Source organism: Algibacter marinivivus, assembly GCF_003143755.1.
Lineage (GTDB): Bacteria > Bacteroidota > Bacteroidia > Flavobacteriales > Flavobacteriaceae > Algibacter_B > Algibacter_B marinivivus.
The window spans coordinates 1,298,490-1,323,937 of record NZ_QFRI01000001.1; the positions used below are offsets into that span (position 1 = coordinate 1,298,490).

Genomic DNA, 25,448 nt, shown 5'->3' on the forward strand with positions numbered 1-25,448 from the left:
TGAAACTATGATTTTCAGAAAAGCTACAGAAAAAGATTTACCTCAAATAATTGAAATGATAGCTGATGATGAGCTTGGGAAAACAAGAGAAAATTATCAAACACCATTGCCAAAAGAATATATTAATGCTTTCAAGAGAATCGATTCTGATGAAAACCAAGAACTCATAGTTGTTGAAAACAAAAATTTTGAAGTAATAGGGACTTTACAGCTTACATGTATTCAATACTTAACTTATAAAGGAGGAATTAGAGCACAAATAGAAGCTGTAAGGATAAGAAAAGATCAAAGAGGCATTGGCTTAGGCAAGAGCATGTTTGAATGGGCCATTAACAGAGCTAAAGAAAAGAAGGCTCATGTATTACAGTTAACAACTGATAAAAAAAGATTACAATCCATAAAATTTTATGAAGATTTAGGATTTAAGTCATCCCATGAAGGCATGAAAATGCATTTCAATTAAATGTTTGCAACTTACCATCTTAGAGAGCAAAACTTATTATCTTCGTAGTATCATAAACACCCTTAAACTTGTGGCATATAAACCCAATCAACATCAAGTAAAAGCAAAAAAACATTTAGGACAGCATTTTTTAAATGATGAATCTGTAGCAGAAAAAATAGCAGATACTCTTCTTTTAAAAGATTACAAAAATGTTTTAGAGATTGGTCCTGGTATGGGTGTACTTACAAAGTATCTACTCAAAAAAGATATTACAACATATGTTATTGAAATAGACACTGAATCAGTTGAATATCTTCAATCAAATTACTTAAATCTTGCACCAAGAATTATAGAAAAAGATTTTTTAAAATATGATTTAAACGAGGTTTTTAATCTAGAACCTTTCGCAATCATTGGTAATTTTCCATATAATATTTCAACTCAAATCGTTTTTAAAACTCTAGAAATGCGAGATCAAATTCCAGAATTTTCTGGAATGTTTCAAAAAGAAGTGGCACAACGTATTTGCTCAAAAGAAGGCAGCAAAGTCTACGGGATTATGTCTGTATTAACCCAAGCCTTTTTTAATGCTGAATATTTATTTACAGTGCCACCAAATGTTTTTAATCCGCCACCAAAAGTAGATTCTGGAGTTTTAAGATTGACTAGAAAAGCAGATTATACGTTGCCATGTGATGAAAAATTCTTTTTTAAAGTGGTAAAAGCCGCTTTCCAACAGCGCAGAAAAACACTTCGTAATAGTTTAAAAACATTCAATTTATCTGATAATTTAAAAGCAAATAGTATATTTGGCAAACGTCCAGAACAATTAAGTGTTCAAGCTTTTATAGAGCTTACGCAATTAATAGAAAAAGACGAATAAAATCTTTTTGTCATTTCGACAGCATGTAACGACAAGAAATTTCATGTCAGAAGAAACAGAAAACATACAATTTCAACTCACGGATGAACTCATCAAGCAAGTCGAGTTATTTATCGAACAAGAAAACGATAAAGAACTTAAAACTTTATTAGACGAGTTTCATTACGCTGATATTGCTGAAATTTTAGATGAATTAAATCTAGATCAAGCAGTGTATGTTATTAAACTTCTTGATTCTGAAACCACATCAGATATTTTAACGGAGTTAGATGAAGACAATCGAGAAAAAGTCTTAAAAAATCTTTCTGCCAAAGAAATTGCCGAAGAAGTTGAAGAACTAGATTCAGATGATGCAGCAGATATTATTGCAGAACTTCCTGAAGCACGACAACAAGCTGTAATTTCTCAAATTGAAGATGAAGAACACAAGGCTGAAATTACCGAGCTTTTAACATATGAGGAAGATACTGCAGGTAGTCTTATGGCAAAAGAGCTTGTTAAAGTTTATGAAACTTGGACGGTTGCTGGCTGTATGCGTAGAATACGTGGTCAAGCTAAAGAAGTAACTCGCGTCCATTCCATTTACGTTGTAAATAAAGAAGAAAAGCTTATCGGCAGACTCTCTTTAAAAGATCTTATTGTTGCAAAAAGTGAACAAAAAATAGCAGACCTTGTTAAGGTTAACGTAGATTATGTGAACGTAGAAGAAGACGTGGAAGAAGTTGCTAAAGTCATGGCAAAATATGATTTAGAAGCTATTCCAGTAGTTGATGAAAACAAAACACTTTTAGGTAGAATTACCATTGATGATATTGTTGATGTTTTAAAAGAAGAGGCTGAAAAAGATTACCAAATGGCAGCTGGTATTACAGGAGACGTAGATTCAGATGATAGTATTTTAGAACTTACTAGAGCTCGTTTACCTTGGTTGTTTTTAGGTTTAGTTGGTGGTATAGGAGCATTTTTAATCATGGAAGGTTTTCAAGATACATTCAAAACATACGCCGTTTTATTCTTTTTTACACCATTAATTGCGGCTATGGCTGGTAATGTTGGTGTTCAATCTAGCGCTATCATTGTACAAGGTTTAGCTAACGATGATGTAAAAGGAAGCATCAATAGTCGATTAATAAAAGAAATGCTTTTAGCAGCACTAAACGGGCTCATATTAGCTATATTTCTTTTCTTTTTTGTTTGGGTAAGTAAAGGCGAAATGAACACTGCTTTTGCCATTTCAGTATCACTTGTTGCAGTCATAATTGTTGCAGGACTCATTGGTACTTTTGTGCCATTATTTTTAAATAAACGTGGTATAGACCCAGCTATAGCAACTGGTCCTTTTATCACAACAAGTAATGATATTTTAGGAATTCTACTCTATTTTTGGATAGCAAAAATGATTTTAGGTATTTAATATTTGGGTGTTACCACAAGGGTCGGGCTTTTATTCATGCATTCTATTGTAAATTTTGGAATTCATGAACATAAATGTATCGTTACAATCTTTTTCCTCGTGCCTTACAAAAAGGATTTCCTCTGCAATCCCTAACGTAAAACTTCGTAATTTTATAGCATGAACACAATTAATATTAAAGAAAAGTTTACCAAGTTTAGTAAAAATTGGCATCCACATCAAATTGCTGTTGTAGATGGTATGCAAGTTATTTTAGCAAAGTTAAAAGGCGAATTTGTATGGCACAGTCATGAAGATGAAGACGAGCTATTTCAAGTTATTAAGGGTACATTATACATGCAATTTAGAGATAGAACAGAAGTTGTAACCGAGGGTGAAATTATTGTGGTTCCTAAAGGTGTAGAACACAAACCATGCACAAAAAATGAAGAAGAAGTTCATGTATTACTTTTTGAAAAATTAAGTACTGCGCATACAGGAAAAGTTGAACACGAAAAAACCCAGACGCATTACCCAAAAATATAATCAAATGTCAGGTCGAGCGCAGTCGAGATCTTTATCATTCACATATGAAAATATTACACTTAGATACCAACCACGAATTACTAATAAATCAACTTAAAGATTTGGGCTTTACAAACCACGAAGATTATGCGTCTTCAAAAGAACAAGTGGAAGCTAAAATTCATCAGTATGATGGTATTGTATTAAGAAGTCGTTTTACTATAGATAAACAATTTCTAGATGCAGCAAAAAATCTAAAATTTATAGGGCGCGTTGGCGCAGGTTTAGAAAATATAGACTGCGATTATGCTAAAAAAAAGGGCGTGTATTTAATTTCTGCACCTGAAGGCAATAGAAATGCAGTTGGAGAGCATACATTAGGAATGTTGCTATCCCTTTTTAATAAACTTAATAAAGCTGATGCTGAAGTTAGAGAAGGCAAATGGCTAAGAGAAGATAATAGAGGTATTGAACTTGATGGAAAAATAGTAGGTTTAATTGGCTACGGAAACATGGGTAAAGCCTTTGCAAAAAAACTACAAGGTTTTGATGTTGAAGTACTTTGCTACGATATAAAAGATAATGTTGGGGATGTAAATGCAAAACAAGTATCGCTTTCAGAATTTCAAAAAAAAGTAGATGTGGTAAGTTTACACACCCCACAAACACCATTAACCTTAAATATGATAAATGACAGATTCATTAATCAATTTAAAAAACCATTTTGGTTTTTAAATACCGCAAGAGGAAAAAGTGTAGTAACTAAAGATTTGGTTTCAGCAATAAAATCGGGTAAAATACTTGGAGCTGGATTAGATGTTTTAGAATATGAAAAGAAGTCTTTTGAAAGCTTATTTTCTTCCAAAATACCAGAAGCTTTCCAATATTTAATAGACTCAAAAAATGTATTACTTTCACCACACGTAGCTGGTTGGACTATTGAAAGCAAAGAAAAGTTAGCCCAAACTATAATAGATAAAATTAAAGCTAAATTTTCTTAATTTTAAAGCATGAAGAAAACCGTTCTTGTTTTTTCTCTGCTTATTTTGGCATTGTTACTTCTATTTCAATTTAGCAAGTATACTGTTATTAGTGGTGACTTAAATATTGAATACATTATGGCAATAATTGCTATTGCTTTTTTAGGTATAGGTATATTTATTAATAAGAAAACTCAAAAACAACCAGAAACCTATAACGATCAAATAAACCTTCAAAAAGTTGAAGAATTAGGACTTAGTAAACGAGAGTATGAAGTTTTAAAAGAAGTAGCCCTAGGGTTATCTAATCAAGAAATAGCAGAGAAACTATTTGTTTCAGAAAGTACAATTAAAACTCATGTTTCCAACTTACTTTTAAAGCTAAATGCTAAACGACGCACACAGGCAATTCAAATTTCAAAAGACCTCAATATTATATAATTCAGAAGTTTTACAACTAAAGTAGTATCAATTTAGTACTTTAGTATGAGCTTCAATTCTTCCTGTCACCTTACTTTTGAGTTACTAATCAATACATAATTTAAAATGAAAAACACTGTAATTAAGTTTGGCCTTTATGCATTAATAAGTGGCTTTGTATTATTTGGGTTGCCCTTCTTTTTAGGAATGGGTGTAGATTTCGACTATGGAGAACTTATAGGTTATACATCTATGATACTCTCTTTGTTGTTTGTTTATTTCGGAATCAAACACTACCGAGATAAAGTAAATTCTGGAAAAGTATCTTTAGGAAAATCAATCAAAATTGGAATGCTAATAGCGTTATTTTCTGCTGTTGGAGTTGCAGTTTTCGATTACATTTATACTTCTCAAATAAATCCAGACTTTGCAAGTGAATATTTAGAGTATTCAGTAAAAAAAATGGAAGAAACGTTATCTGCTGAAGAAGTAAAACTTAAAACGGCTGAGTTAACTCAACAAATGGAAGATTATGGAAGTCCTAGTTTTATGGCTTTGATGATGTTTGTATCAGTTATGATTCTTGGATTTATCATATCTTTAATTTCAGGATTAATTCTTCAACGTAAATAAAACAACATGCAATCAAAAGCAACAACACCAAAACAATATCTGGATGAATTACCAGAAGACAGAAAAGAACCAATTTCTAAATTAAGAAAACAAATCTTGGATAACCTTCCTAAGGGAATAGAAGAAACCATGAATTATGGAATGCTTGGATATGTTATTCCGCATTCAGTTTATCCAGATGGTTACCATTGCAATACAAAATTGCCATTACCATTTATGAATTTAGCATCTCAAAAAAACTTTGTTGCGGTTTATAGTATGGTAATCTATGCAAAAAAAGAGTTGATGGATTGGTTTGTTTCAGAGTATGGTAAGCGTTGTAAATATAAATTGGATATGGGAAAAAGCTGTATCCGTTTTAAAAGGATGGATGATATTCCTTTTGATTTAATAGGAGAATTAACAGCTAAAGTTAGTGCTGAAGAATGGATAGAAATCTATGAATCTGCAGTAAAAAACAAATAAATATAAAATAGCACAATGAAATTAGGAGCATTTTCAATTAGTTTAACAGTTAAAGATCTAAATGCATCAAAGACATTTTACGAAACCTTAGGTTTTACAGTTTTTGCTGGTGATATGAATATGAATTATCTGATTATGAAAAACGGGAATTCATTAATAGGGCTTTTTCAAGGTATGTTTGATAATAATATTATAACGTTTAATCCTGGTTGGGATGAAAGTGCAAATAAGGTGGAACCATTTGATGATGTTAGAGCCATTCAAAAACACTTAAAAGACAATAATATAAAGCTTGAGAAAGAGGCAGGTAATAATACTTCCGGTCCAGCAAGCTTAGTGCTTTTTGATCCAGATGGGAATACTATTCTTATTGATCAACATGTGTAAATTATAAAAAGAAATATGAAAAATAGAGTAACAGGAATAGGTGGTTTGTTTTTTAAAACAAAAGACCCAAAGGCTTCAAAAGATTGGTATAAAAAACATTTAGGTTTTAATACCGATGATTATGGTTGTACCTTTTGGTGGAAAGACGATGAAGGAAAAAAATGCTCCACACAATGGAGTCCATTTCCAGAAGACACCAAGTATTATGAACCTTCAAAAAAAGATTTCATGTTTAATTATCGTGTTGAAAATTTACATGAATTACTTAAAGTTTTAAAAGAGGAAGGTGTAACTATTGTTGGAGAGGTTGAAGAACATGAATATGGAAAATTTGGTTGGATTTTAGATAACGATGGTAATAAAATTGAACTTTGGGAGCCAATTGATTCTGCTTTTTTATAAATTTATTCCTTATTAATAACTATTGACTTACTTAGAAATTCTACAATCATATAATCTAACTGCATTACAATGGGTTGCCATTGGATTTGCAGTTTTTTTATTGGGTTTATCTAAGTCTGGCATTAAAGGAATAGGAATTATTATAGTTATAATTCTTGCATTTGTTTTTGGCGAAAAAGCATCTACGGGTATTTTACTTCCTTTGTTAGTTTTTGCTGATATTTTTGCAATTATATATTATATAAAACATGTGCAGTGGAGCATCATTAAAAAACTAATACCATGGATGATTTTTGGTGTTTTGGTTGGTGTTTGGATAGGTAACGATATTTCAGAAATAGTCTTTAAGAGATTAATGGCTGTAATAATAATTGTTTCGGTTCTTATCATGTTTTATACAGAAAGTAGAGCCTCTAATAAAGTACCAACTAACAAATTTTTCGCTATTATTACAGGGTTTTTAGCAGGTTTTACAACTATGATAGGAAATCTTGCTGGTCCTATATCAAATGTTTATTTCCTAGCTATGCGTTTTCCTAAGAATGAATTTATAGGTACTGCAGCGTGGTTATTTTTTATTATTAATGTGTTTAAACTACCTTTTCATATTTTCATCTGGAAAACCATTACAACGCAAACATTAGTTTTAAATTCAGTGCTTATTCCTGCGGTTGTAGTTGGTTTTTTCTTAGGTGCTTATATTGTAAAGTTAATATCTAATGTAAATTACAGGCGCTTTATTTTAATTGTTACCGCTATCGGTGGTGTTATTATGTTGTTTAAATAATCTGTAACATTATACTTAGTTAATATACATATAGTTAATAAAGAGTTATTTTTATTAACTTTATAGTCTAACCAGAAAAACAAATATTAAAATGTCTGATGAAAAAAATTTAGGAGATGATCTTAACGATATGTTAGGTGACGCAAAAGAAGGAGCTAAAAAAGCTGCTGATAAAGCTGAAGAATTAGCAGGAGAAGCGAAAGAAAAAGCTAAAGAATTTGCTAGTGAAGCAAAAGAAGCTGCATCTGATTTTGCTGATGAGGCAAAAGAGGTATATGAAAAGGCTACAGGAGAGAACAAAAAAGTTCTTGCTGGTGTTTTAGCTATTTTACTAGGAGCATTAGGAATTCATAAATTTATTTTGGGTTATAACAAGGAAGGAATTATTATGCTTGTTATCACATTAATAATTGGAGGATTTACTTGTGGTATCGGAGTTGGTTTAATGAGTATTGTTGGTTTAATAGAGGGAATTATCTATTTAACAAAATCCGATGAGGAATTTTATAATACTTACCAAGTTGGTCAAAAACCTTGGTTTTAATAGCCTTTAAGAAGATATAAATAATTAAAAAAGTCAAAATAATTGTTTTGACTTTTTTAATTTAAATTAATATCGTAATATTGCAATATATAATTTAAATCATGGGAATAACAAAAACTCAAATATTTACAGATAAGCAAAATGACTTAGCACAATTTTTTAAAGTGTTAGGGCATCCAGCTCGTGTTGCGATTCTGCAATACATAAGTAATCAAAATGCATGTATTTGTAATGATTTGGTAGAAGAAATAGGTTTAGCACAAGCTACCATATCTCAGCATTTAAAAGAATTGAAAAGTATTGGTCTATTAAATGGGGAGGTTGAAGGTAAAAGCATGTGTTATTGTATAAATGTTGAACGTTGGACAGATATTCAAAAGAAATTAAACACTTTTTTTAATAAAACAAAATCTAATTGTTGCTAGCCGATAATCGGCATTTGGCAATTCACTCAAACGCAAAAGTTAAAAATATATAGTATTATGAAAACTCAAGAATTTTTTAAAGTATTAGAAGTAAATAAAGATAAATCTTTATTGTTTGAATATGCTCCAAATCTATTGGTTGGTGCTAATTACCATATTACTGAAGTTAAGCACACTAAAGTTGACTCAGTTGACTGTGGATCGCAAACTGATGCATGGAATGAAACTATTATTCAATTATGGGAAAGCCCACTTGAGCTTGGTAAAACAGAATATATGTCTGTTTTTAAAGCTGCAGCTATTCTTAAAAAAGTAGGAGAAATGAAACCTTATGATTTAGATTCTGAGGTGAAATTTGAATATAGTAATGCAAACTTTCATACAGCACAATTGTTTGTTAATGATTTTGAAATAAAAGAAAATAACTTAATTATTAAATTAGCCATTCAAAAAACGGATTGTAAAGCAAAAGAACTTTGTGGTGTGCCAGAACAGGTTGTTGAATTAGCCGAAAAAGTGGTTGAAAAAGTAGAATCTTGTTGTTCGCCAAGTTCAGGTTGTTGTTAATTAATATATAAATATGAATAAAATAAAGTTATTTGATGCGGTTTCTAAAACGATAAGTTCATTAGAAATTAATACCGTTTCAGAAGATAGAAAAGCAGTTCTAGAACCATTAATAGATTATTTAAAATTGAAAATTAAATCTAATGAATCTATTCGATTAAATTTTATTTGTACACATAATTCAAGAAGAAGCCATTTATCTCAAATATGGGCGCAAACTATGGCATCTTATTATAATATTAAAGATGTATCATGTTACTCAGGAGGTACTGAAGCAACTGCAATGTTTTCAAAAGTGGGAGAAACATTAGTTAATCAAGGGTTTAAAATAGCCAAATTATCTAATGAAAGTAATCCTGTTTATAGCATTAAATTTTCTGAAAACGAACCAGCTATTATAGCATTTTCAAAACAGTTTAGTGATGATTTTAATCCAGCATCTGAGTTTGCTGCTATTATGACTTGCTCTTCTGCTGATAAAGGTTGCCCAATGGTTTTTGGATGTGATAAACGCATTGCAGTAACTTATGAAGACCCTAAAAAATCTGACGGAACACCACAACAAACCGAAACGTATTTTAATAGAAGTTTAGAAATAGCTACTGAGATGAAATATGTGTTTTCTAGTTTGGTTTAAATAGTAGATTTTATAAAAAGTATTTCTAGAGACTCTTCAGGTTTATAAAATTTGAAGGGTCTTTTTTTTGCGTTAGGGATTGAACGGTATGTTTGATCTCCCCGACGCAGGAGGGAGCGAGTAGTGAAAGCCCGACCCTTGTGGTAACGCCCTAATTAAGATTTTAGTAATGTATTTGCGTAATTTAATTGTTGTTATTGCTAAAAACTTTGCGCTCTAACTCTGCTTGAAATTCTTCCATAACAGGGCGCACAGTACTTTCTGGCAAGTCTGCAATTTTAATATACATTAACCCATCTACAGAATTATTAAATAGAGGGTCTACGTTAAAAGCAACTAAGCGTGCATTTTGTTTAATGTATTTTTTAAGAAGCACAGGTAAGCGTAATGCTCCTGGTTCGATTTCATCAATAAACTTATCGAATTTATTTAAATCAGCTTCGGCTTCATCAAAAACAAAATCTTTATCGGCATCCTTTAATTTTACTTTAAATTCTTTTTTAGGATGCACATATTGCGCGATATATGGGTCGTAATAATGAGATTTCATAAACTCAACCATAAGCGATTTTGAGAAGTTAGAAAACTGATTACTTATACTTACGCCACCAATTAAATATTTGTGTTCTGGAAAACGTAATGTTGTATGTACTATACCTTTCCAAAGTAAAAATAATGGCATTGGTTTTTGTTGATACTCTTTAATAATGAAAGCCCGACCCATTTCAATAGACTGACTCATCATTTTGTACAACTCAGGCTCAAACCTAAATAAATCTTGAAGATAAAAACCATCAATACCATAGCGTTCAAAAATCTTTGAACCTAGACCCATTCTATAAGCACCTGCGAGAACATTTTTTTGATTATCCCATAAAAACATATGATGATAATAATTATCGAAAACATCTAAATCTATAGCTTCGTTTGTGCCTTCTCCAATTTCTCTAAAGGTAATTTCTCGTAATCGACCAATCTCACGCAGAATGTTAGGAATTTTACTAGCCTGAGCTAAAAAAACTTCGTAATTCTTACTTTCTAAAAGTCTAGAATCATCTTTCCTGAGCGATTCAACTTCTTTAATCATTAATCCATTGTCAACTGGCGTTACAATGTTTTTAGGTGCTTTTGGGGTTTTTAAGCTAGAGGATAAGTTGTCTAATATTTTAGGTTTATCTTCAAATGCATTGGAAAGCATATATGTTTTTCGTCTTAAGAAATCAGTAAATTCCTGAAGTGAACCATATTCTTTTTGATCATTAACAGATATAGCTTTCCCGATTCTTACTCGAATAGTTCGCCTTTTCTGAGTAAGTAATTCAGAAGGTAATTTAGCGGTTCTAAAGGTGTCACTAATTTTAGAAAGCTTGTAAAACAACTTACTGTTTTTTGCATGGAAATATATAGGTACAACTGGAACTTCTGCTTTTTTAACCAATTTCATTGCAGCTTCTTCCCAAGGTTTATCAACTACTAATTTTCCATCTCTATAAGTAGAAACCTCACCAGCAGGAAAAATACCTAAAGGATGTCCGTCTCTTAAATGAAGAATGGCATTTTTAAATCCTGCAACACTAGATTTTACATCCTTTCTATCTTCAAAAGGGTTAACAGGCATAATGTAAGGTTTTAAAGGCTCAATTCTATGTAATAGAAAATTAGCTATAATTTTAAAATCTTTGCGTTGTTCTAGCATTAATTTTAAAAGTAAAATACCATCTATTCCACCAAGAGGATGATTTGAAATAGTTATATAAGCGCCATCTTTTGGCAAGCGTTTTAAATCTTCTTCAGGGATTTCAAACTTTATTTGAAAATCATCTAAAATGCCATTCAAGAAGGGTAACTCGTTAAGGTGTTTATTACGTTTATATATTCTATTGAGCGTAGATATTTTAAGAACTTTCATCAGAATCCAACCAATAAAAGTGCCAATAAAGCCGTATTTATCTAATTGAATAGCTTTTGCAACCTCTTTTGCATTTACTAATCCTATATCTTCTGGTTTGCTCATGAGTGTAAATGTACTAAATAAACTATTTAGTTACTATCTGAACGGTCTCTTGTGTTAATTGTTTCAGCAAAACTGTTTTATCTGTTTCAATTTGATTTATTGCAGAGGCGTTGTAATGACGAATAGTATAAAGCGATACATTTTGGTTGCATGTTACTTTAAATTTAGCTTTTAAATGGAGTAGTAACTTGTCGAGATTATTGTAAATATTATCTACACAAACTGAAAAGCTAATTGCTGAATTTTGAATAACATCTACCTTCATTTTGTATTTATGAAGCAGATTGAAAATTTCGCTTATGTTTTCTTCAACAATGTAAGAGAAATCTAGAGAAGACAAAGATATTAATACTTGATTCTTTTTCACAATAAAACAAGGAATCATAGGCTCTAAAGTAGTGTTTTTGCCTATTTGAGTGCCTTTAGCTTCAGGGTTTAAGAATGACTTTACATACAATGGAATTTCTTTGCCTTGGAGAGGTTGTAATGTTTTAGGGTGAATTACTGAAGCACCATAAAAAGCCAACTCTATAGCTTCTCGATATGATATTTTATTTAATAGTTGGGCGTTTTCAAAATACCTAGGGTCTGCATTTAAAACTCCAGGAACATCTTTCCATATAGTAACACTGTTAGCATTTAAACAGTAGGCATAAATAGCTGCGGTGTAATCACTACCTTCTCTACCAAGCGTGGTGGTGAAATTATTTTCATCGCTCCCCAAAAATCCTTGAGTGATATTCAAAATTGATTTATCAAATGTTGATGAAATAATTTGTTGTGTTTCATCCCAATTAACATTAGCGCGTCTGTAATAATTATCTGTTTTAATTTGATTTCTAACGTCAATCCAATTATTTTTTAATCCAATAGTGTTTAAATACTCACTGATTATTGTTGTTGATACAAGTTCTCCAAAACCAATAACTTGATCATACACAAAATTATAATCTGGAGATTTATTAGTTTTAAAAAAGCTTTCTAACTCATCAAATAAGCTATTAATTTTTTTAAATGCTTGATGGTTTTCATTCTCAAATAAATCAAGTAAAATTTGATTGTGGTACTTTTTTACCTCTTGAAGTGAACTTTGAAACTCTTTTTTGTTTTCAAGATAGTTTTTAATAACAAGCTCAAGAGCATTGGTGGTTTTTCCCATAGCAGAAACAACAACCAAAGTGTTATTATACCCGATTTTTTTTAAAACTGAAGCTAAATTTTTGACTCCTTTTACATCTTTTACTGATGCTCCACCAAATTTAAATACTTGCATCTTATAATTTTGCTACATAATTTTTTATGCCAATTTCATCTAACCAAACTACATCCCAATCACGTAGTACTTTAGCGCCTTTTTTCTCGTAAAATGCAATAGCTGGTTCATTCCAATCTATTACCTCCCAGTTAACACGTTTTACACCTAAATCATAGGCATGTTTAACCACTTTATCTAAAAGCGCAGTGCCTAAACCAGAGCCTCTCATAGATTGACTTACAATCAAATCTTCTAGATGTAAAATTTTTCCTTTCCAAGATGAATAGCGGTTATATATTAAAGCAATGCCCTCAATTTTAGAATTTACTTCAGCAACAAAACAATGAAATGCTGGGTGCTTTCCAAATCCATCTTCTTTTAAACTTTCAGCTGTAACTTCAACAGCATCAGGTTCTTTTTCAAAACTAGCAAGTTCTTTAATTAAATGTAATACCTGAGGCATATCATTTTTTACGGCATTTCTTATTGTGTAATCCATAATTTTGTAATTCGTCCAAATATAGTTTAAAGTTGTTAATTTATTAAGCTTTATACTTAACGAAAGCGTTGTAGTTTGATAAAATTTATTGATATTTGTAAAAATTAAAATATTGTTATATATGGCTCATAAAAAGCAAACTTTAGGAGAATTTATTATTGAAAATCAATCTTCATTTCAATATTCTTCTGGAGAATTGTCTAGTCTAATAAACTCAATTCGGTTAGCTGCAAAAGTGGTAAATCATGAAGTTAATAAAGCTGGATTAGTTGATATTATTGGAGCAGCTGGAGACACTAATATCCAAGGTGAAGACCAGCAAAAGCTAGATGTATATGCCAATGATAAGTTTATACAAACACTTACCAGACGTAATATAATTTGTGGTTTAGCGAGTGAGGAAGAAGATGATTTTATTTCAATAAATAGTCAAGATGAAAACCATCAAAATAAATATGTTGTTTTAATTGACCCTTTAGATGGTTCATCAAATATAGATGTAAATGTTTCTGTGGGAACCATTTTTTCAATATATAGACGTGTTACTCCTCTGGGTACTCCAGTAAAAATTGAAGACTTCTTACAAAAAGGAAGTGAACAAGTAGCTGCTGGATATGTTGTTTATGGTACATCTACTATGCTAGTTTACACAACTGGTGATGGTGTAAATGGATTTACGTTAAATCCAGCAATTGGGTCGTTCTATCTGTCTCATCCAAAAATGCAATTCCCTGAAGATGGAAACATTTATTCAGTAAATGAGGGGAATTATATTCATTTTCCGCAAGGGGTAAAAAATTATATAAAATATTGTCAACAAGAAGAGGATAATAGACCATATACTTCTAGATATATAGGGTCTTTAGTATCTGATTTTCATAGAAATATGATTAAAGGCGGTATTTACTTATACCCACAAAGCTCAAAAAACCCTAACGGGAAATTACGTTTGTTATATGAATGTAATCCTATGGCTTTTTTAGCAGAACAAGCTAATGGTAAATCTAGTGATGGCTTTACAAGAACTATGGATGTAGAACCAACTGAACTTCATCAGCGTGTTCCATTTATTTGTGGAAGTAAAAACATGGTAGAAAAGGCTGAGGAGTTTATGCGTAATGCTAAATAATAAAACTCATTATCTTAATATAAAAAATGCGAACTTCTTGAGTTCGCATTTTTTATATAGACTAATATTTATAAACATTACATAGCAACCAAGTCGCCAGTAATATCTTTAGAAGGTAAATTAGATTTACCCATTAAATATAAATCTACTTGTCTTGCAGCTTCTCTTCCTTCTGAAATAGCCCAAACAATTAAAGATTGTCCACGACGCATATCACCAGCAGTGAATATGTTTGGAATGTTTGTTTGATACTTTCCGTATTCTGCTTTGTAGTTTGAACGGGCATCGGTTTTAATACCTAATTTATCAGCAAGCGTGCTTTCTGGTCCTGTAAAACCAAGTGCTAATAAAGCTAAATCACAAGGCCATGTTTTTTCTGTACCTTCAATTTCAATTAATTGAGGACGTTCACCAGGAACCATTTTCCACTCTACATTAACCGTTTTTAAAGCCGTTAATTTTCCGTTCTTATCTTTTACAAACTCTTTTGTATTGATTAACCAATTACGTTCAACACCCTCTTGATGAGACGACGATGTTTTTAGCTGTAATGGCCAAAAAGGCCAAGGTGTAGTTGGTGAACGATGTCCTGGTGGCTTAGGCATAATTTCAAAATTAACTACCGATTTTGCACCATGACGGTTTGATGTTCCAATACAATCTGAACCTGTATCTCCACCACCAATAACAATTACGTTTTTATCAGTAGCCATCACTTGGTTTTCAACCTTCTTACCAAATAATACTTTGGTTTGTTGTGTTAAGAAATCCATAGCTTGCACAACGCCATCAGCATCAATGCCTGGAGTTGGTAAACTACGTCTTTCTGTAGCGCCACCACAAAGTACAACGGAATCAAATGCTTTTAAATCTTCAACATCATAATTAATACCAACATTTACGTTAGTTTTAAAAATGATGCCTTCAGCTTCAAGAATAGCAATACGGCGGTCTATAATTTCTTTTTCCATTTTGAAATTTGGAATACCGTAACGTAATAATCCTCCAACTTCATCATCACGTTCAAAAACAGTTACTGTATGTCCAGCTCTGTTTAATTGTTGCGCAGCAGCTAAACCAGCAGGTCCAGAACCAACAACAGCAATAGTTTTTCCTGTTCTTGTTTTTGGTGGTTGAGGCTTAATCCAACCTTCTTTAAATGCACGTTCTACGATGTTTTTCTCTATATTTTCAATAGATACAGGATCTTCTATGATACCTAACACACATGATTTTTCACATGGTGCTGGACATAAACGACCTGTAAACTCAGGAAAATTATTTGTTGAATGTAATATCCAAGAAGCTTTTTGCCACTCTCCTTGATGAACCATGTGATTAAAATCAGGAATTAAGTTTCCTAATGGGCAACCACTATGGCAAAAAGGAATACCACAATCCATACAACGTGATCCTTGTTTTTCTAATTCTGGCTCACTAAGTGATACAGTAAATTCTTTATAATTTTTAACACGATCCTTTACAGGCTTGTAGGCCTCATCTTGTCTTTCAAATTCTTTAAATCCTGTTACTTTTCCCATAACACTATGCTGTTGTTAATTCTTCTACCATTTGTTCTTCAGTCTCTAAACGTTTTAATGCACGTTTATATTCAATAGGCATCACTTTTACAAAGTTTCCTAAACTAGCATCCCAATCTGCTAATAATTTTGAACCTAGACTACTGTTAGTATAAAGCACATGCTTTTCAATAGTTTGTTTTAAATCATTTGCATCTTCACTGGTGATGTCTTCAAATTCTATAGTTTCTGTATTGCATAATCCGTTTACAAATTTCTTTTCAGAATCATAAACATAAGCAATACCACCACTCATACCTGCAGCAAAGTTTCTTCCTGTTTTACCAAGAACAACTACTTTTCCTCCAGTCATATATTCACAACAATGATCTCCAACACCTTCAACAACTGTTGTTGCTCCGGAGTTTCTTACTGCAAAACGTTCTCCTGCTATACCATTTATATAGGCTTCACCTGCAACGGCTCCAAATAAACATACATTACCAATTATAATGTTGTTTTCGGCAATAAAGTCTGCTTTAACTGGTTTTTTAACAATCAATTTAGCTCCAGATAATCCTTTTCCTAAATAATCGTTTGTGTTTCCTTCTAAAGTGAATGTTAATCCGTGTGCTCCAAAAGCTCCAAAACTTTGACCAGCTGAACCTGTGAAATTGATATTTAAAGTATCCTCAGGTAAACCTAAATGACCATAAATTTTAGAAATTTCATTACTAACTATAGCCCCTACTGTACGGTCTATATTGTTTATTGGATATTCTAAAGTCATTTTTTCTTTTCTATATAAAGCTCTATGAGAATCTTTTAATATAGTAAAGTCTAAAACGTTCTTTAAATTATGATCTTGTTGCTCTGTATTTCTAACAGTCAACTCTCTATAGGCAGCTGGTCTGTGTAAAATACTTGATAAATCTAAGCCTTTTGCTTTGTAATGCTTAATCGCTTTATTAGCATTTATTTTATGTGTTTGACCTACCATTTCAGCTAGAGTTCTAAACCCTAACTGCGCCATAATACCTCTTAATTCTTCAGCGATATAATAGAAGAAATTAATAACGTGTTCTGGCGTACCTTTAAAGTTTTTACGTAACTCTTTATCTTGAGTTGCAATACCAACAGGACATGTATTTAAGTGACACTTACGCATCATAATACAACCTGAAGCTACTAAAGGAGCAGTTGCAAAACCAAATTCCTCAGCGCCTAATAAAGCAGCAATAGCAACATCTCTACCTGTTTTTAACTGGCCATCACATTCTACAACAATTCTACTTCTTAAATTGTTTAAAACTAGTGTTTGTTGTGCTTCCGATAAACCAAGTTCCCAAGGCAAACCTGCATGTTTTAATGATGTTAACGGAGATGCTCCAGTTCCACCATCATATCCTGCAATTAATACCACATCGGCTTTCGCTTTTGCTACACCGGCAGCAATAGTTCCTACACCTACTTCTGATACTAATTTTACATTAATTCTAGCTTCACGATTTGCATTCTTTAAATCGTAAATTAATTGTGCTAAATCTTCAATAGAATATATATCGTGATGCGGAGGTGGTGAAATCAACCCGACAAAAGGCGTTGAGTTACGTGCCGAAGCAATCCATGGTAATACTTTTTCACCAGGTAATTGTCCGCCTTCTCCAGGTTTAGCACCTTGAGCCATTTTTATTTGGATTTCTCTCGCATTAGTTAAATAATGTGATGTGACTCCAAAACGACCAGAGGCAACTTGTTTTATTGCTGAATTACGACTATCGCCGTTTATATCTTTTTGAAAACGCTTTCTATCTTCTCCTCCTTCACCAGAATTAGATTTTCCCCCAATTCTATTCATGGCAATCGCTAGGTTTTCATGTGCCTCACGAGATATTGACCCGTAAGACATGGCTCCAGTTTTAAATTTCTTAACAATCTCTGTCCAAGGTTCTACTTCTTCTAAAGGAATAGGGTCTAAGTTGTCAAACTCAAATAAACCACGAATGGTCATTAAATTTGCGGATTGCTCATTTATCGCTTTAGCATAAACATCATAACTGGCTTGATCACTTAATCGAACCGCTTGTTGCAATTTTGAAACTGTAGTTGGATTAAATAAGTGGCGTTCTCCATTACGTCTCCATCTGTAATCTCCACCAATATTTAAACCTAGTTTTTTATCTATACTATTATCTGGATAAGCTTGTTTATAACGTTGGTCAATTTCTTTTTCAATTTCATATAAACCAATACCTTCTATTCTTGAAGCGGTGTATGGGAAATATTTTTCTACAAATTGAGAATTAAAACCAACAATTTCGAAAATTTGAGAACCTCTGTACGAGTGCAGCGTGGAGATTCCAATTTTATTCATCACTTTTAAAATACCTTTTCCAATAGCTTTATTGAAGTTGTCAACTGCTTTTTGCTCATCCATACCAGTAATGAAACCTTCTTTCACTTGCATTCTGATAATTTCATTTACCATATAAGGATTTATAGCACTAGCGCCATATCCGAATAAAGTAGCAAAGTGATGCGGTTCACGAGGTTCTGCTGATTCAATTATTATATCGAAAAAAGAGCGCTTACGTAAACGATTCATTTCATGGTTTACATAAGAACACGCTAATAAAGCAGGAATAGGAGCAAATTCTTTATTTACACCTCTATCTGAAAGAATGATAATATTTGTTTTTCTTTCTAAAGCTTTTTCAATTTGAATGATAATATTATCTAGAGCATCTTCTAAACCATTCATTCCTTGAGCCTTTGGATAAAGCATTTGAATGGTTTCAGCTTTAAAGCTTTCAACTGAGATACTTCTGATTTTTTCTAAATCGGCATTAGAGATAACAGGATTTTGTATTTTTAATTTTCTACACTGTCTTTCTGTAATACTGAATATGTTTCTGTCTTTACCAAGATTTAAACTAATATCTGTTACAATTTCCTCACGAATACCATCTAAAGGTGGGTTTGTTACTTGAGCAAAAAGTTGTTTAAAATAGTTTGAAATCAATTGAGGTCTATCAGATAAAACCGCTAATGGCGTATCTATACCCATAGAACCTAAAGCTTCTTTTCCAACAATTGCCATTGGTGTAATTACTTCTTGAATATCTTCAAACGTGTAGTTGAATAAACGTTGACGCGTCTTGATATCAATAGTTTCAATTGGGCAAGTTTCGTTGTTATAAGGAATATCTTTTAGGTGTAATCTAGTTTTATCAAGCCATTCTTGGTATGGTCTTTCAGAAACAATTTTACTTTTTATTTCTTCATCTTGAATGATTCGACCTTTGTTCATATCAACCAAGAACATTTTCCCTGGCTCTAATCTACCGTGTTCTTTTACGTCTTCTGGAGCAACATCTACAACACCAATTTCTGATGACATAATAAGTTTTCCGCTCTTAGTTACCGTATATCGTGAAGGCCTTAAACCATTTCTGTCTAGTAAAGCACCAATATAGTCACCATCTGTAAAAGGTACAGAAGCTGGACCATCCCATGGTTCCATGATACTGGCGTTGTACTCATAAAATGCTTTACGCTCATCAGACATGGTAGCATGTTTTTCCCAAGCTTCAGGAATCATCATCATCATGATTTCTGGTAAAGAACGATCAGTATGTGTTAATAATTCAACCACCATATCCATAGAAGCTGAATCAGATTTTCCTGGTAAAATAATTGGAAAAAGTTTGTCTATTTGTGGTCCGAAAACATCACTTCTCATGATTTCTTCTCGAACACGCATTCTACTTACATTACCACGAAGCGTATTTATTTCCCCATTCTGACACATAAAGCGAAATGGTTGTGCTAACTCCCAAGTAGGCATTGTGTTGGTTGAGAAACGTTGGTGTACTAAAGCTAAACGTGTAACTAAATCTATTTGCTGTAAATCTGTGTAATATGGCCCAATATCTTCAGGCATAATAATACCTTTATATATTAGTGTTGTAGTAGATAAACTTGGAACATAGAAATAGTCACTTTCAGAGATTTTTGATGTTCTAATAGTATGCTCTGTTATTTTTCTAGCTGCATATAATTTAGCTTTAAAAGTAGCTTCATCAATAGGTTCTGTTTTACCAATAAATAATTGCTCTATATTAGGTTCAGATGCTAATGCGATTTGTCCTAATTGAGAAGAATCAACAGGCACTTGCCTCCATCCTAAAACGGATAAACCTTGTTCCTCAACTTCCTTTTCAAAAGTAGTTTTACAAAAGTTATATTGGTTGTCAACTTTAGGTAAAAAAACCATCCCTACAGCATACTCTCTTTGTTCTGGAATACTAAAATCGCAAACACGTTTAAAATAATCATGAGGGATGTCAATTAAAAGACCAGCACCATCACCAGTTTTTCCATCAGCACTAACACCACCACGGTGTTCTAATTTTACTAGAATCTCTAAGGCATCATGTATGATTTGATTTGTTTTCTCTCCTTTAAGATTACAAATAAAACCAGCGCCACAATTTTCATGTTCAAATTCTGGTAAATAAAGTCCTTGTTTCTTAATCATAATCAACAATAAATTAGTTTAAAAACTTGAGTTGAAAAGCTAAGATACGTGCTAGTTTTTGAATTACAATAGGGTGTATTTCATTATTTCGATTTTAGAAGTCATCGGGTTATAAAAATAATTATATATCAATATTAGACGGCTTTTTTAATAAATATTCAAACTCTAATTTTTTATCAATTAATAAGGATATGTGAATTTCTTCCAAGAAATCACCTTTTTAATGAAAAAAATTGCATTAAAATTTAAAGAAAACTAGCAATAATTCAATTTACAATATTGTTAAAATATCAAAAAATACATTTTTTAAATGAATACCCTCAAAAAAATAGGGTAAAAAATCGAATATTGATAAAAGTAATTCAAATACCCCTATTTTTTATGGGGGTTAGATTTTTTTAATATAGTTTAGCCCCGTTCTTAAGGGAAATTAGATCTAGAACTATTTAACTTAAAATAAAAACTAATCAAAATCTAGGTCTAAGAATTTAAACAACTTAAAAATGAAAACAATGATGAAAAAAATTATTACACTTTCAATGCTTTTTGTAGCAACAGCGTTATTTGCTCAAGAAGAAGCAACAAAAAAATTAAATTTTTCAGGTAGTGTTGATACTTACTACAGAACAGTTTTAACAGCATCTGATGCTTTATCACCAGCAACTGAGTCTTCATTTGCAGATCAAACAGGTTTTGCTTTAGGTATGGCTAACATTATAGCTTCTTATGAAGGAGATAAAACTGGAGTTGTAGCAGATTTAGCTTTTGGTACTAGAGGTTTACAAGCTGTAGGCGGTGGTACTGATGTATTTATCAATCAATTATATGCTTACTGGAATGTGTCTGAAGGTACAACTTTAACTTTAGGTCGTTTTAATACTTACTTAGGTTACGAGGTAATTTCTCCAGTTGGAAACTTTAATTATAGTACTTCTTACATGTTCTCTTACGGACCATTTTCTCACGTAGGTTTAAAAGCTGATTTTGCTTTATCTGATGATTTTAGCTTAATGACAGCTATAATGAATGTTACAGATGTAAATAATAATACTACAGGAGATTATGCTTTAGGTGCTCAATTAGGGTATGCAGGTCAATTCTTAAACTTCTACTATGATGGTGGAGCTGGTATTGGATTTGAAGTAGATTATACAGGTGGATTTGATTTATCTGATGATTTCTATTTAGGAATTAACGCTGCTTATCAAGATAATGATGGTGCTGGTTTTTACGGTGCTGCATTATACCCACAGTTAGCAACTTCAGATGCATTTACTATTGGTTTAAGAGCTGAATATTTCCAACAATTAGAAGATGGAGGAGTTTTAGCAGCTTTACCAGCTGATGAAAGTATCTTAGGTGTTACTCTAACAGGTAGCTATACTTTAGAAAACTTAATTATCAAACCAGAATTACGTTTAGATAGCGCTTCTGAAGAGGTAGTTAACTTCCCAGATAGCGATGGTGCTCCTTCTAAAAGCTTAGCGGCATTTACATTAGCTGCAATCTACTCTTTCTAACAAAAAAATTGAGACCATCTTCATAATATTATGGAGATGGTTTTATACTAATCAATTAATACATATATAATATGAAAAAAGTTGAAGCAATAATAAGAAAGTCCAAGTATAGTGCAGTAAGAGATGCATTGCATAATGTTGGCGTAAACTTTTTCTCTTACTGGGATGTTACTGGTTTAGGAAATGAAAAAGAAGGACATGTATACAGAGGTGTATCATATAGTACAAGTGATATACAACGTAGACATTTGTCAATAGTTGTAAATGATGACTTTGAAGAGATAACTGTTAAAACACTTCTTGAGGCTGCGAGCACAGGAGAAGTAGGAGATGGTAAAATATTTGTTTCAGACATCAATGAGTGTTACAGAATACGAACAGGAGAAAAAGGTGGAGACACTTTAAAATAAAAACCAAAAAACTTTTATAATTATGGAAGGATTATTTACAGCTAATAATGTATGGATGATGGTCTGTACAGCCCTAGTTTTCTTTATGCACACAGGTTTTGCATTTTTAGAAATAGGATTAACAAGACAAAAAAATACGATAAACATATTATTTAAAAATATCTTTATCATTACAGTAGGATTATTACTTTATTACTTAATAGGATTTAACTTAATGTATCCTGGAGAATTTAATGGATATATTGGTTCAATTGTTCCTGGTATTGGAGCTCCAGAAAATGGAATGACACCAGAATACGCAGATGGCGGATATACATGGTGGACAGATTTCTTATTCCAAGGGATGTTTGCTGCAACAGCTGCAACAATTGTTTCAGGTGCTGTTGCTGAACGTATGAAAATAGGACCATTTATGATTTTCACAGTAATCTACGTAGGGTTTGTTTACCCAATTGCAGGTTCTTGGAAATGGGGTGGTGGATTCTTAGATGAATTAGGATTTTATGATTTTGCTGGTTCTACTTTAGTACACTCTGTAGGTGGATGGGCAGCCTTAGTAGCTGTTTGGTTATTAGGTTCTAGAATTGGAAAATTTAAAGAAGGAAAACCTCAAGCAATCCCAGGTCACAATATACCTTTAGCAACTGCTGGTGTGTTAGTACTTTGGTTAGGATGGTTCGGATTTAACGGAGGTTCTGTACTTTCTGCTGATCCAGAATTAACATCATTAACTTTAGTTACAACATGTTTAGCTGCGGCTGCAGGTGGTGTAGTTGCTGCACTAGTATCGTTTATCAAATACAAAAATTTAGATTTAACAATGTTCTTAAATGGTATTTTAGGAGGATTAGTTGGTATTACAGCTGGAGCAGATGTTATGACACCAGAAAGCGCAATTATTATTGGTGCTATTGCCGGAGCGCTTATTGTATTTGCTGTTGCTTTTATAGATGCTATTAAGTTAGATGACCCAGTTGGAGCTATTGCAGTACACTTAATATGTGGTATTTGGGGAACTTTAGCAGTTGGTATTTTCTCAACAAATCCAGATCATACATTTTTGGCACAATTAACAGGTGTTGCTTGTTATGCTGGGTTCTGTTTAGTCACTTCTTTCATCATCATATTCACACTTAAGAAAGTTGTTGGAATTAGAGTTTCTGAAAGAGAAGAATTAGAAGGATTAGATGGTCATGAACACGGAATGAGTGCATACTCAGATTTCCGAATGAATGAGCATTAATATATTTTAGTTTAGTTAGTTTAGTTTGAAGAAAAGGGTGTCTTTTATAAAGGCGCCCTTTTTTTGTTTTATCTAAATTGTACAGATATAATAGTTTATAATGTTGCTAATATTTTTTACTTTTATACAAAGGAACTCATAAATAAATAGTAATGAAGAAAATAGAAGCCATTATAAGAAAGTCTAAGTATAAAGTCGTTAGAGATAGATTACACGAAGCAGGTGTAAACTTCTTTTCTTACTGGGATGTAACAGGGCTAGGAAACGAAAAAGAAGGACATGTTTATAGAGGTATATCGTATAGCACCAGTGATATACAACGCAGATATTTATCAATAGTAGTAAACGATGATTTTGAAGACATAACCATAAAAACACTTCTTGAAGCAGCAAGTACAGGTGAAGTTGGCGATGGTAAAATATTTGTGTCAGATATTAACGAATGTTACAGAATACGAACAGGAGAAAAAGGGCGAGATGCTATAAACTAAAAAAAACGTTTTTTTCTTTGGGCGTTACCCCAAAAGGGTCGGGCTTTCGGCAGTCGCTTCCCGATAAAAAAATCGGGAGAGCTTCAACAATGCCTCAATCCCTAACGCATTTATTTGCTAGATTGGAGGGTGTTAAATTGAAGGAAGTTTTGTTTTGGAGGAGTTTGTTTAACGGTTTGTGTATGATTTAGCTGTGTTGGTTTAAGCAATCAATATAGCAATGGGAAACCAAAGGTTAGAGAAATCCGAAGGGTTTTCCGAGTACACAAAGATCTAGAACAATTAAATTATACACGTTGTTTCCATTTCGTTGTAATTTGATATAGTTATAATTTTACTAAAGGTTCAATTCCCACATTTGCTCTTCTAAATTTTCTTTCCAAAGAGAATGTATTTTAGTTTCAGTCATTGTGAAACCATTTTTTTCATAAATTGTGTGTGCACCGTCTAATCCTTTATGAGTCCAAAGGAACAAATGTTTATATTTTGTTTTTTTAGCAAAATTCATGATTTTATTCATTAAAATTCTACCAATTCCAAATCCTCTTAAAGCCGGTGATAGATAGAAAAAGCGTAGTTGAGCTGACTCATTAGAGCGATGCTGTAAAGCGATTGAACCTTCAACTTTTCCATTTTTTTCAACTATATAAAATACATCTTTTTTTTTGTCAAAATTTAATATGAATTCAGAAAAATCTTTTGCTACAAAAGCCTCAAAAATTTCTGTATAGCCGTAAGTGTCAGCGTAATATTTTCCATGAAAATGAGTAATAGTCCCTAAATCACCAGGTTGATGTGTTCTAATTATTGGTAAGCTTTCTTTTTTAGGATTTAAACAAGAGTAAGCTGTATCAATAGCATCTATTAGTTTAGATTGAGAATCACTATCAAGTTTTTCGAGTATACTGTTAATTCTTTGATTTTCAAATTTATTTATGTCATCTGCAATTTTTTCACCTAAGGTTGTCAAGCTTAAATAATTCGACCTTTTATCATTGTTATCTGAAACTTTGCTTATATAACCTTTATTAGTGTACTTTTTTATTATTCTAGAAGCATAACCTGTATCAATATGTAATACTTCAGATATTTCTTTTAATGTTAATTTGTTGTGAATGCTTAATTCATACAAAATGCGAGTTTCGGTAACAGAAAAATTATTATTGTAATGTGAATCAAAAACCCTTAATCTATTAAAGTAATCTCGATTAAATTTTCTTAGAAGTTTTATTTTATTTGACATAAACACCTATTTAATTGACTTTGTCAAATATATTAAAATTAATTTTAATATCAATTTACTTTTTTAGGTAATTTTTATTCAATTACTCTAT

The 25,448-nt window shown here is 32.1% G+C and carries 26 protein-coding genes; 20 read left to right on the forward strand and 6 right to left on the reverse strand.

The annotated features are described in order from the left end of the window. The first annotated feature begins 7 nt into the window (after positions 1-7). The 15 genes from DIS18_RS05975 to DIS18_RS06045 all read left to right on the forward strand — a co-directional run bounded on the left by DIS18_RS05975 (position 8) and on the right by DIS18_RS06045 (position 9,493). The gene (locus tag DIS18_RS05975; RefSeq protein WP_109352095.1) at positions 8-463 is read left to right on the forward strand and encodes a GNAT family N-acetyltransferase; all 456 of its coding nucleotides are present in this window, start codon (positions 8-10) and stop codon (positions 461-463) included. Between the two features lie 70 nt (positions 464-533). Beyond that, positions 534-1,328: a 16S rRNA (adenine(1518)-N(6)/adenine(1519)-N(6))-dimethyltransferase RsmA gene (gene rsmA, locus DIS18_RS05980; protein WP_109352096.1), complete on the forward strand. Its 795-nt coding sequence runs from the start codon at positions 534-536 to the stop codon at positions 1,326-1,328. A 43-nt stretch (positions 1,329-1,371) separates the two neighbouring features. Then, positions 1,372-2,742, forward strand: coding sequence for a magnesium transporter (mgtE, locus tag DIS18_RS05985; protein WP_181363990.1), 1,371 nt, complete (start codon positions 1,372-1,374; stop codon positions 2,740-2,742). Positions 2,743-2,901: 159 nt separating this feature from the next. After that, positions 2,902-3,267: a cupin domain-containing protein gene (locus tag DIS18_RS05990; protein ID WP_109352097.1), complete on the forward strand. Its 366-nt coding sequence runs from the start codon at positions 2,902-2,904 to the stop codon at positions 3,265-3,267. Between the two features lie 44 nt (positions 3,268-3,311). After that, the gene (locus DIS18_RS05995) at positions 3,312-4,247 is read left to right on the forward strand and encodes a 2-hydroxyacid dehydrogenase (protein ID WP_109352098.1); all 936 of its coding nucleotides are present in this window, start codon (positions 3,312-3,314) and stop codon (positions 4,245-4,247) included. A gap of 9 nt (positions 4,248-4,256) precedes the next feature. Beyond that, positions 4,257-4,667 carry a response regulator transcription factor gene (locus tag DIS18_RS15100; protein ID WP_109352099.1) on the forward strand — a complete coding sequence of 137 codons (411 nt, stop codon included), beginning with the start codon at positions 4,257-4,259 and terminating at the stop codon, positions 4,665-4,667. A 105-nt stretch (positions 4,668-4,772) separates the two neighbouring features. Then, a complete protein-coding gene (locus tag DIS18_RS06005) occupies positions 4,773-5,279 on the forward strand; it encodes a DUF4199 domain-containing protein (protein ID WP_109352100.1) in 507 nt (168 codons plus the stop codon). Positions 5,280-5,285: 6 nt separating this feature from the next. Next, a complete protein-coding gene (locus tag DIS18_RS06010) occupies positions 5,286-5,744 on the forward strand; it encodes a DUF1801 domain-containing protein (protein WP_109352101.1) in 459 nt (152 codons plus the stop codon). 15 nt (positions 5,745-5,759) lie between these two features. Then, complete coding sequence (locus DIS18_RS06015; RefSeq protein WP_109352102.1) at positions 5,760-6,131, forward strand: VOC family protein; 372 nt, start codon at positions 5,760-5,762, stop codon at positions 6,129-6,131. A gap of 15 nt (positions 6,132-6,146) precedes the next feature. Continuing rightward, positions 6,147-6,533: a VOC family protein gene (locus tag DIS18_RS06020; protein WP_109352103.1), complete on the forward strand. Its 387-nt coding sequence runs from the start codon at positions 6,147-6,149 to the stop codon at positions 6,531-6,533. Positions 6,534-6,555: 22 nt separating this feature from the next. Next, complete coding sequence (locus DIS18_RS06025; RefSeq protein WP_109352104.1) at positions 6,556-7,320, forward strand: sulfite exporter TauE/SafE family protein; 765 nt, start codon at positions 6,556-6,558, stop codon at positions 7,318-7,320. Between the two features lie 91 nt (positions 7,321-7,411). After that, positions 7,412-7,864 (forward strand): NINE protein, encoded by a 453-nt coding sequence (locus DIS18_RS06030; protein ID WP_109352105.1) that lies wholly within the window; start codon positions 7,412-7,414, stop codon positions 7,862-7,864. Positions 7,865-7,965: 101 nt separating this feature from the next. Beyond that, a complete protein-coding gene (locus tag DIS18_RS06035) occupies positions 7,966-8,289 on the forward strand; it encodes an ArsR/SmtB family transcription factor (RefSeq protein WP_109352106.1) in 324 nt (107 codons plus the stop codon). Between the two features lie 57 nt (positions 8,290-8,346). Next, the gene (locus DIS18_RS06040) at positions 8,347-8,856 is read left to right on the forward strand and encodes a DUF6428 family protein (protein ID WP_109352107.1); all 510 of its coding nucleotides are present in this window, start codon (positions 8,347-8,349) and stop codon (positions 8,854-8,856) included. A gap of 13 nt (positions 8,857-8,869) precedes the next feature. Then, positions 8,870-9,493 carry an arsenate-mycothiol transferase ArsC gene (locus tag DIS18_RS06045; protein ID WP_181363991.1) on the forward strand — a complete coding sequence of 208 codons (624 nt, stop codon included), beginning with the start codon at positions 8,870-8,872 and terminating at the stop codon, positions 9,491-9,493. Between the two features lie 184 nt (positions 9,494-9,677). Here DIS18_RS06045 and DIS18_RS06050 read toward each other — a convergent pair whose 3' ends face one another. The 3 genes from DIS18_RS06050 to DIS18_RS06060 are packed head-to-tail and all read right to left on the reverse strand — an operon-like array spanning position 9,678 to position 13,261. Continuing rightward, a complete protein-coding gene (locus DIS18_RS06050) occupies positions 9,678-11,507 on the reverse strand; it encodes a GNAT family N-acyltransferase (protein WP_109352108.1) in 1,830 nt (609 codons plus the stop codon). A gap of 22 nt (positions 11,508-11,529) precedes the next feature. After that, on the reverse strand, positions 11,530-12,780 hold the full coding sequence (locus DIS18_RS06055) for an aspartate kinase (RefSeq protein ID WP_109352109.1): 1,251 nt from the start codon (positions 12,778-12,780) through the stop codon (positions 11,530-11,532). A 1-nt stretch (position 12,781) separates the two neighbouring features. After that, on the reverse strand, positions 12,782-13,261 hold the full coding sequence (locus tag DIS18_RS06060; protein WP_109352110.1) for a GNAT family N-acetyltransferase: 480 nt from the start codon (positions 13,259-13,261) through the stop codon (positions 12,782-12,784). A 121-nt stretch (positions 13,262-13,382) separates the two neighbouring features. Between DIS18_RS06060 and fbp the strand changes: the two genes are divergently transcribed. Further along, on the forward strand, positions 13,383-14,390 hold the full coding sequence (gene fbp / locus DIS18_RS06065) for a class 1 fructose-bisphosphatase (protein WP_109352111.1): 1,008 nt from the start codon (positions 13,383-13,385) through the stop codon (positions 14,388-14,390). A 77-nt stretch (positions 14,391-14,467) separates the two neighbouring features. Here fbp and DIS18_RS06070 read toward each other — a convergent pair whose 3' ends face one another. Both DIS18_RS06070 and gltB read right to left on the reverse strand, forming a co-directional pair. Beyond that, positions 14,468-15,931, reverse strand: coding sequence for a glutamate synthase subunit beta (locus DIS18_RS06070; protein ID WP_109352112.1), 1,464 nt, complete (start codon positions 15,929-15,931; stop codon positions 14,468-14,470). Positions 15,932-15,935: 4 nt separating this feature from the next. After that, positions 15,936-20,450, reverse strand: coding sequence for a glutamate synthase large subunit (gene gltB / locus DIS18_RS06075; protein ID WP_245925591.1), 4,515 nt, complete (start codon positions 20,448-20,450; stop codon positions 15,936-15,938). A gap of 515 nt (positions 20,451-20,965) precedes the next feature. Here gltB and DIS18_RS06080 point away from each other — a divergent pair. The 4 genes from DIS18_RS06080 to DIS18_RS06095 all read left to right on the forward strand — a co-directional run bounded on the left by DIS18_RS06080 (position 20,966) and on the right by DIS18_RS06095 (position 24,114). Next, positions 20,966-21,970 (forward strand): outer membrane beta-barrel protein, encoded by a 1,005-nt coding sequence (locus DIS18_RS06080; RefSeq protein ID WP_109352113.1) that lies wholly within the window; start codon positions 20,966-20,968, stop codon positions 21,968-21,970. Between the two features lie 71 nt (positions 21,971-22,041). After that, positions 22,042-22,380: a P-II family nitrogen regulator gene (locus DIS18_RS06085; protein ID WP_109352114.1), complete on the forward strand. Its 339-nt coding sequence runs from the start codon at positions 22,042-22,044 to the stop codon at positions 22,378-22,380. Positions 22,381-22,402: 22 nt separating this feature from the next. Further along, positions 22,403-23,623: an ammonium transporter gene (locus DIS18_RS06090; protein WP_109352115.1), complete on the forward strand. Its 1,221-nt coding sequence runs from the start codon at positions 22,403-22,405 to the stop codon at positions 23,621-23,623. Positions 23,624-23,775: 152 nt separating this feature from the next. Continuing rightward, complete coding sequence (locus DIS18_RS06095; RefSeq protein ID WP_109352116.1) at positions 23,776-24,114, forward strand: P-II family nitrogen regulator; 339 nt, start codon at positions 23,776-23,778, stop codon at positions 24,112-24,114. A 337-nt stretch (positions 24,115-24,451) separates the two neighbouring features. Here DIS18_RS06095 and DIS18_RS06100 read toward each other — a convergent pair whose 3' ends face one another. Next, positions 24,452-25,357 (reverse strand): bifunctional helix-turn-helix transcriptional regulator/GNAT family N-acetyltransferase, encoded by a 906-nt coding sequence (locus DIS18_RS06100; protein ID WP_109352117.1) that lies wholly within the window; start codon positions 25,355-25,357, stop codon positions 24,452-24,454. Between the last annotated feature and the right edge of the window lie 91 nt (positions 25,358-25,448).

What these genes read in the sequence shown, in the direction of transcription:
- DIS18_RS05975 (WP_109352095.1), top strand. Translation starts at nt 8, where the DNA reads ATGATTTTCAGAAAAGCTACAGAAAAAGATTTACCTCAAATAATTGAA.
- mgtE (WP_181363990.1), top strand. Translation starts at nt 1,372, where the DNA reads ATGTCAGAAGAAACAGAAAACATACAATTTCAACTCACGGATGAACTC.
- DIS18_RS05990 (WP_109352097.1), top strand. Translation starts at nt 2,902, where the DNA reads ATGAACACAATTAATATTAAAGAAAAGTTTACCAAGTTTAGTAAAAAT.
- DIS18_RS05995 (WP_109352098.1), top strand. Translation starts at nt 3,312, where the DNA reads ATGAAAATATTACACTTAGATACCAACCACGAATTACTAATAAATCAA.
- DIS18_RS15100 (WP_109352099.1), top strand. Translation starts at nt 4,257, where the DNA reads ATGAAGAAAACCGTTCTTGTTTTTTCTCTGCTTATTTTGGCATTGTTA.
- DIS18_RS06005 (WP_109352100.1), top strand. Translation starts at nt 4,773, where the DNA reads ATGAAAAACACTGTAATTAAGTTTGGCCTTTATGCATTAATAAGTGGC.
- DIS18_RS06010 (WP_109352101.1), top strand. Translation starts at nt 5,286, where the DNA reads ATGCAATCAAAAGCAACAACACCAAAACAATATCTGGATGAATTACCA.
- DIS18_RS06015 (WP_109352102.1), top strand. Translation starts at nt 5,760, where the DNA reads ATGAAATTAGGAGCATTTTCAATTAGTTTAACAGTTAAAGATCTAAAT.
- DIS18_RS06020 (WP_109352103.1), top strand. Translation starts at nt 6,147, where the DNA reads ATGAAAAATAGAGTAACAGGAATAGGTGGTTTGTTTTTTAAAACAAAA.
- DIS18_RS06030 (WP_109352105.1), top strand. Translation starts at nt 7,412, where the DNA reads ATGTCTGATGAAAAAAATTTAGGAGATGATCTTAACGATATGTTAGGT.
- DIS18_RS06035 (WP_109352106.1), top strand. Translation starts at nt 7,966, where the DNA reads ATGGGAATAACAAAAACTCAAATATTTACAGATAAGCAAAATGACTTA.
- DIS18_RS06040 (WP_109352107.1), top strand. Translation starts at nt 8,347, where the DNA reads ATGAAAACTCAAGAATTTTTTAAAGTATTAGAAGTAAATAAAGATAAA.
- DIS18_RS06045 (WP_181363991.1), top strand. Translation starts at nt 8,870, where the DNA reads ATGAATAAAATAAAGTTATTTGATGCGGTTTCTAAAACGATAAGTTCA.
- DIS18_RS06050 (WP_109352108.1), bottom strand. Translation starts at nt 11,507, where the DNA reads ATGAGCAAACCAGAAGATATAGGATTAGTAAATGCAAAAGAGGTTGCA.
- DIS18_RS06055 (WP_109352109.1), bottom strand. Translation starts at nt 12,780, where the DNA reads ATGCAAGTATTTAAATTTGGTGGAGCATCAGTAAAAGATGTAAAAGGA.
- DIS18_RS06060 (WP_109352110.1), bottom strand. Translation starts at nt 13,261, where the DNA reads ATGGATTACACAATAAGAAATGCCGTAAAAAATGATATGCCTCAGGTA.
- fbp (WP_109352111.1), top strand. Translation starts at nt 13,383, where the DNA reads ATGGCTCATAAAAAGCAAACTTTAGGAGAATTTATTATTGAAAATCAA.
- DIS18_RS06070 (WP_109352112.1), bottom strand. Translation starts at nt 15,931, where the DNA reads ATGGGAAAAGTAACAGGATTTAAAGAATTTGAAAGACAAGATGAGGCC.
- gltB (WP_245925591.1), bottom strand. Translation starts at nt 20,450, where the DNA reads ATGATTAAGAAACAAGGACTTTATTTACCAGAATTTGAACATGAAAAT.
- DIS18_RS06080 (WP_109352113.1), top strand. Translation starts at nt 20,966, where the DNA reads ATGAAAAAAATTATTACACTTTCAATGCTTTTTGTAGCAACAGCGTTA.
- DIS18_RS06085 (WP_109352114.1), top strand. Translation starts at nt 22,042, where the DNA reads ATGAAAAAAGTTGAAGCAATAATAAGAAAGTCCAAGTATAGTGCAGTA.
- DIS18_RS06090 (WP_109352115.1), top strand. Translation starts at nt 22,403, where the DNA reads ATGGAAGGATTATTTACAGCTAATAATGTATGGATGATGGTCTGTACA.
- DIS18_RS06095 (WP_109352116.1), top strand. Translation starts at nt 23,776, where the DNA reads ATGAAGAAAATAGAAGCCATTATAAGAAAGTCTAAGTATAAAGTCGTT.
- DIS18_RS06100 (WP_109352117.1), bottom strand. Translation starts at nt 25,357, where the DNA reads ATGTCAAATAAAATAAAACTTCTAAGAAAATTTAATCGAGATTACTTT.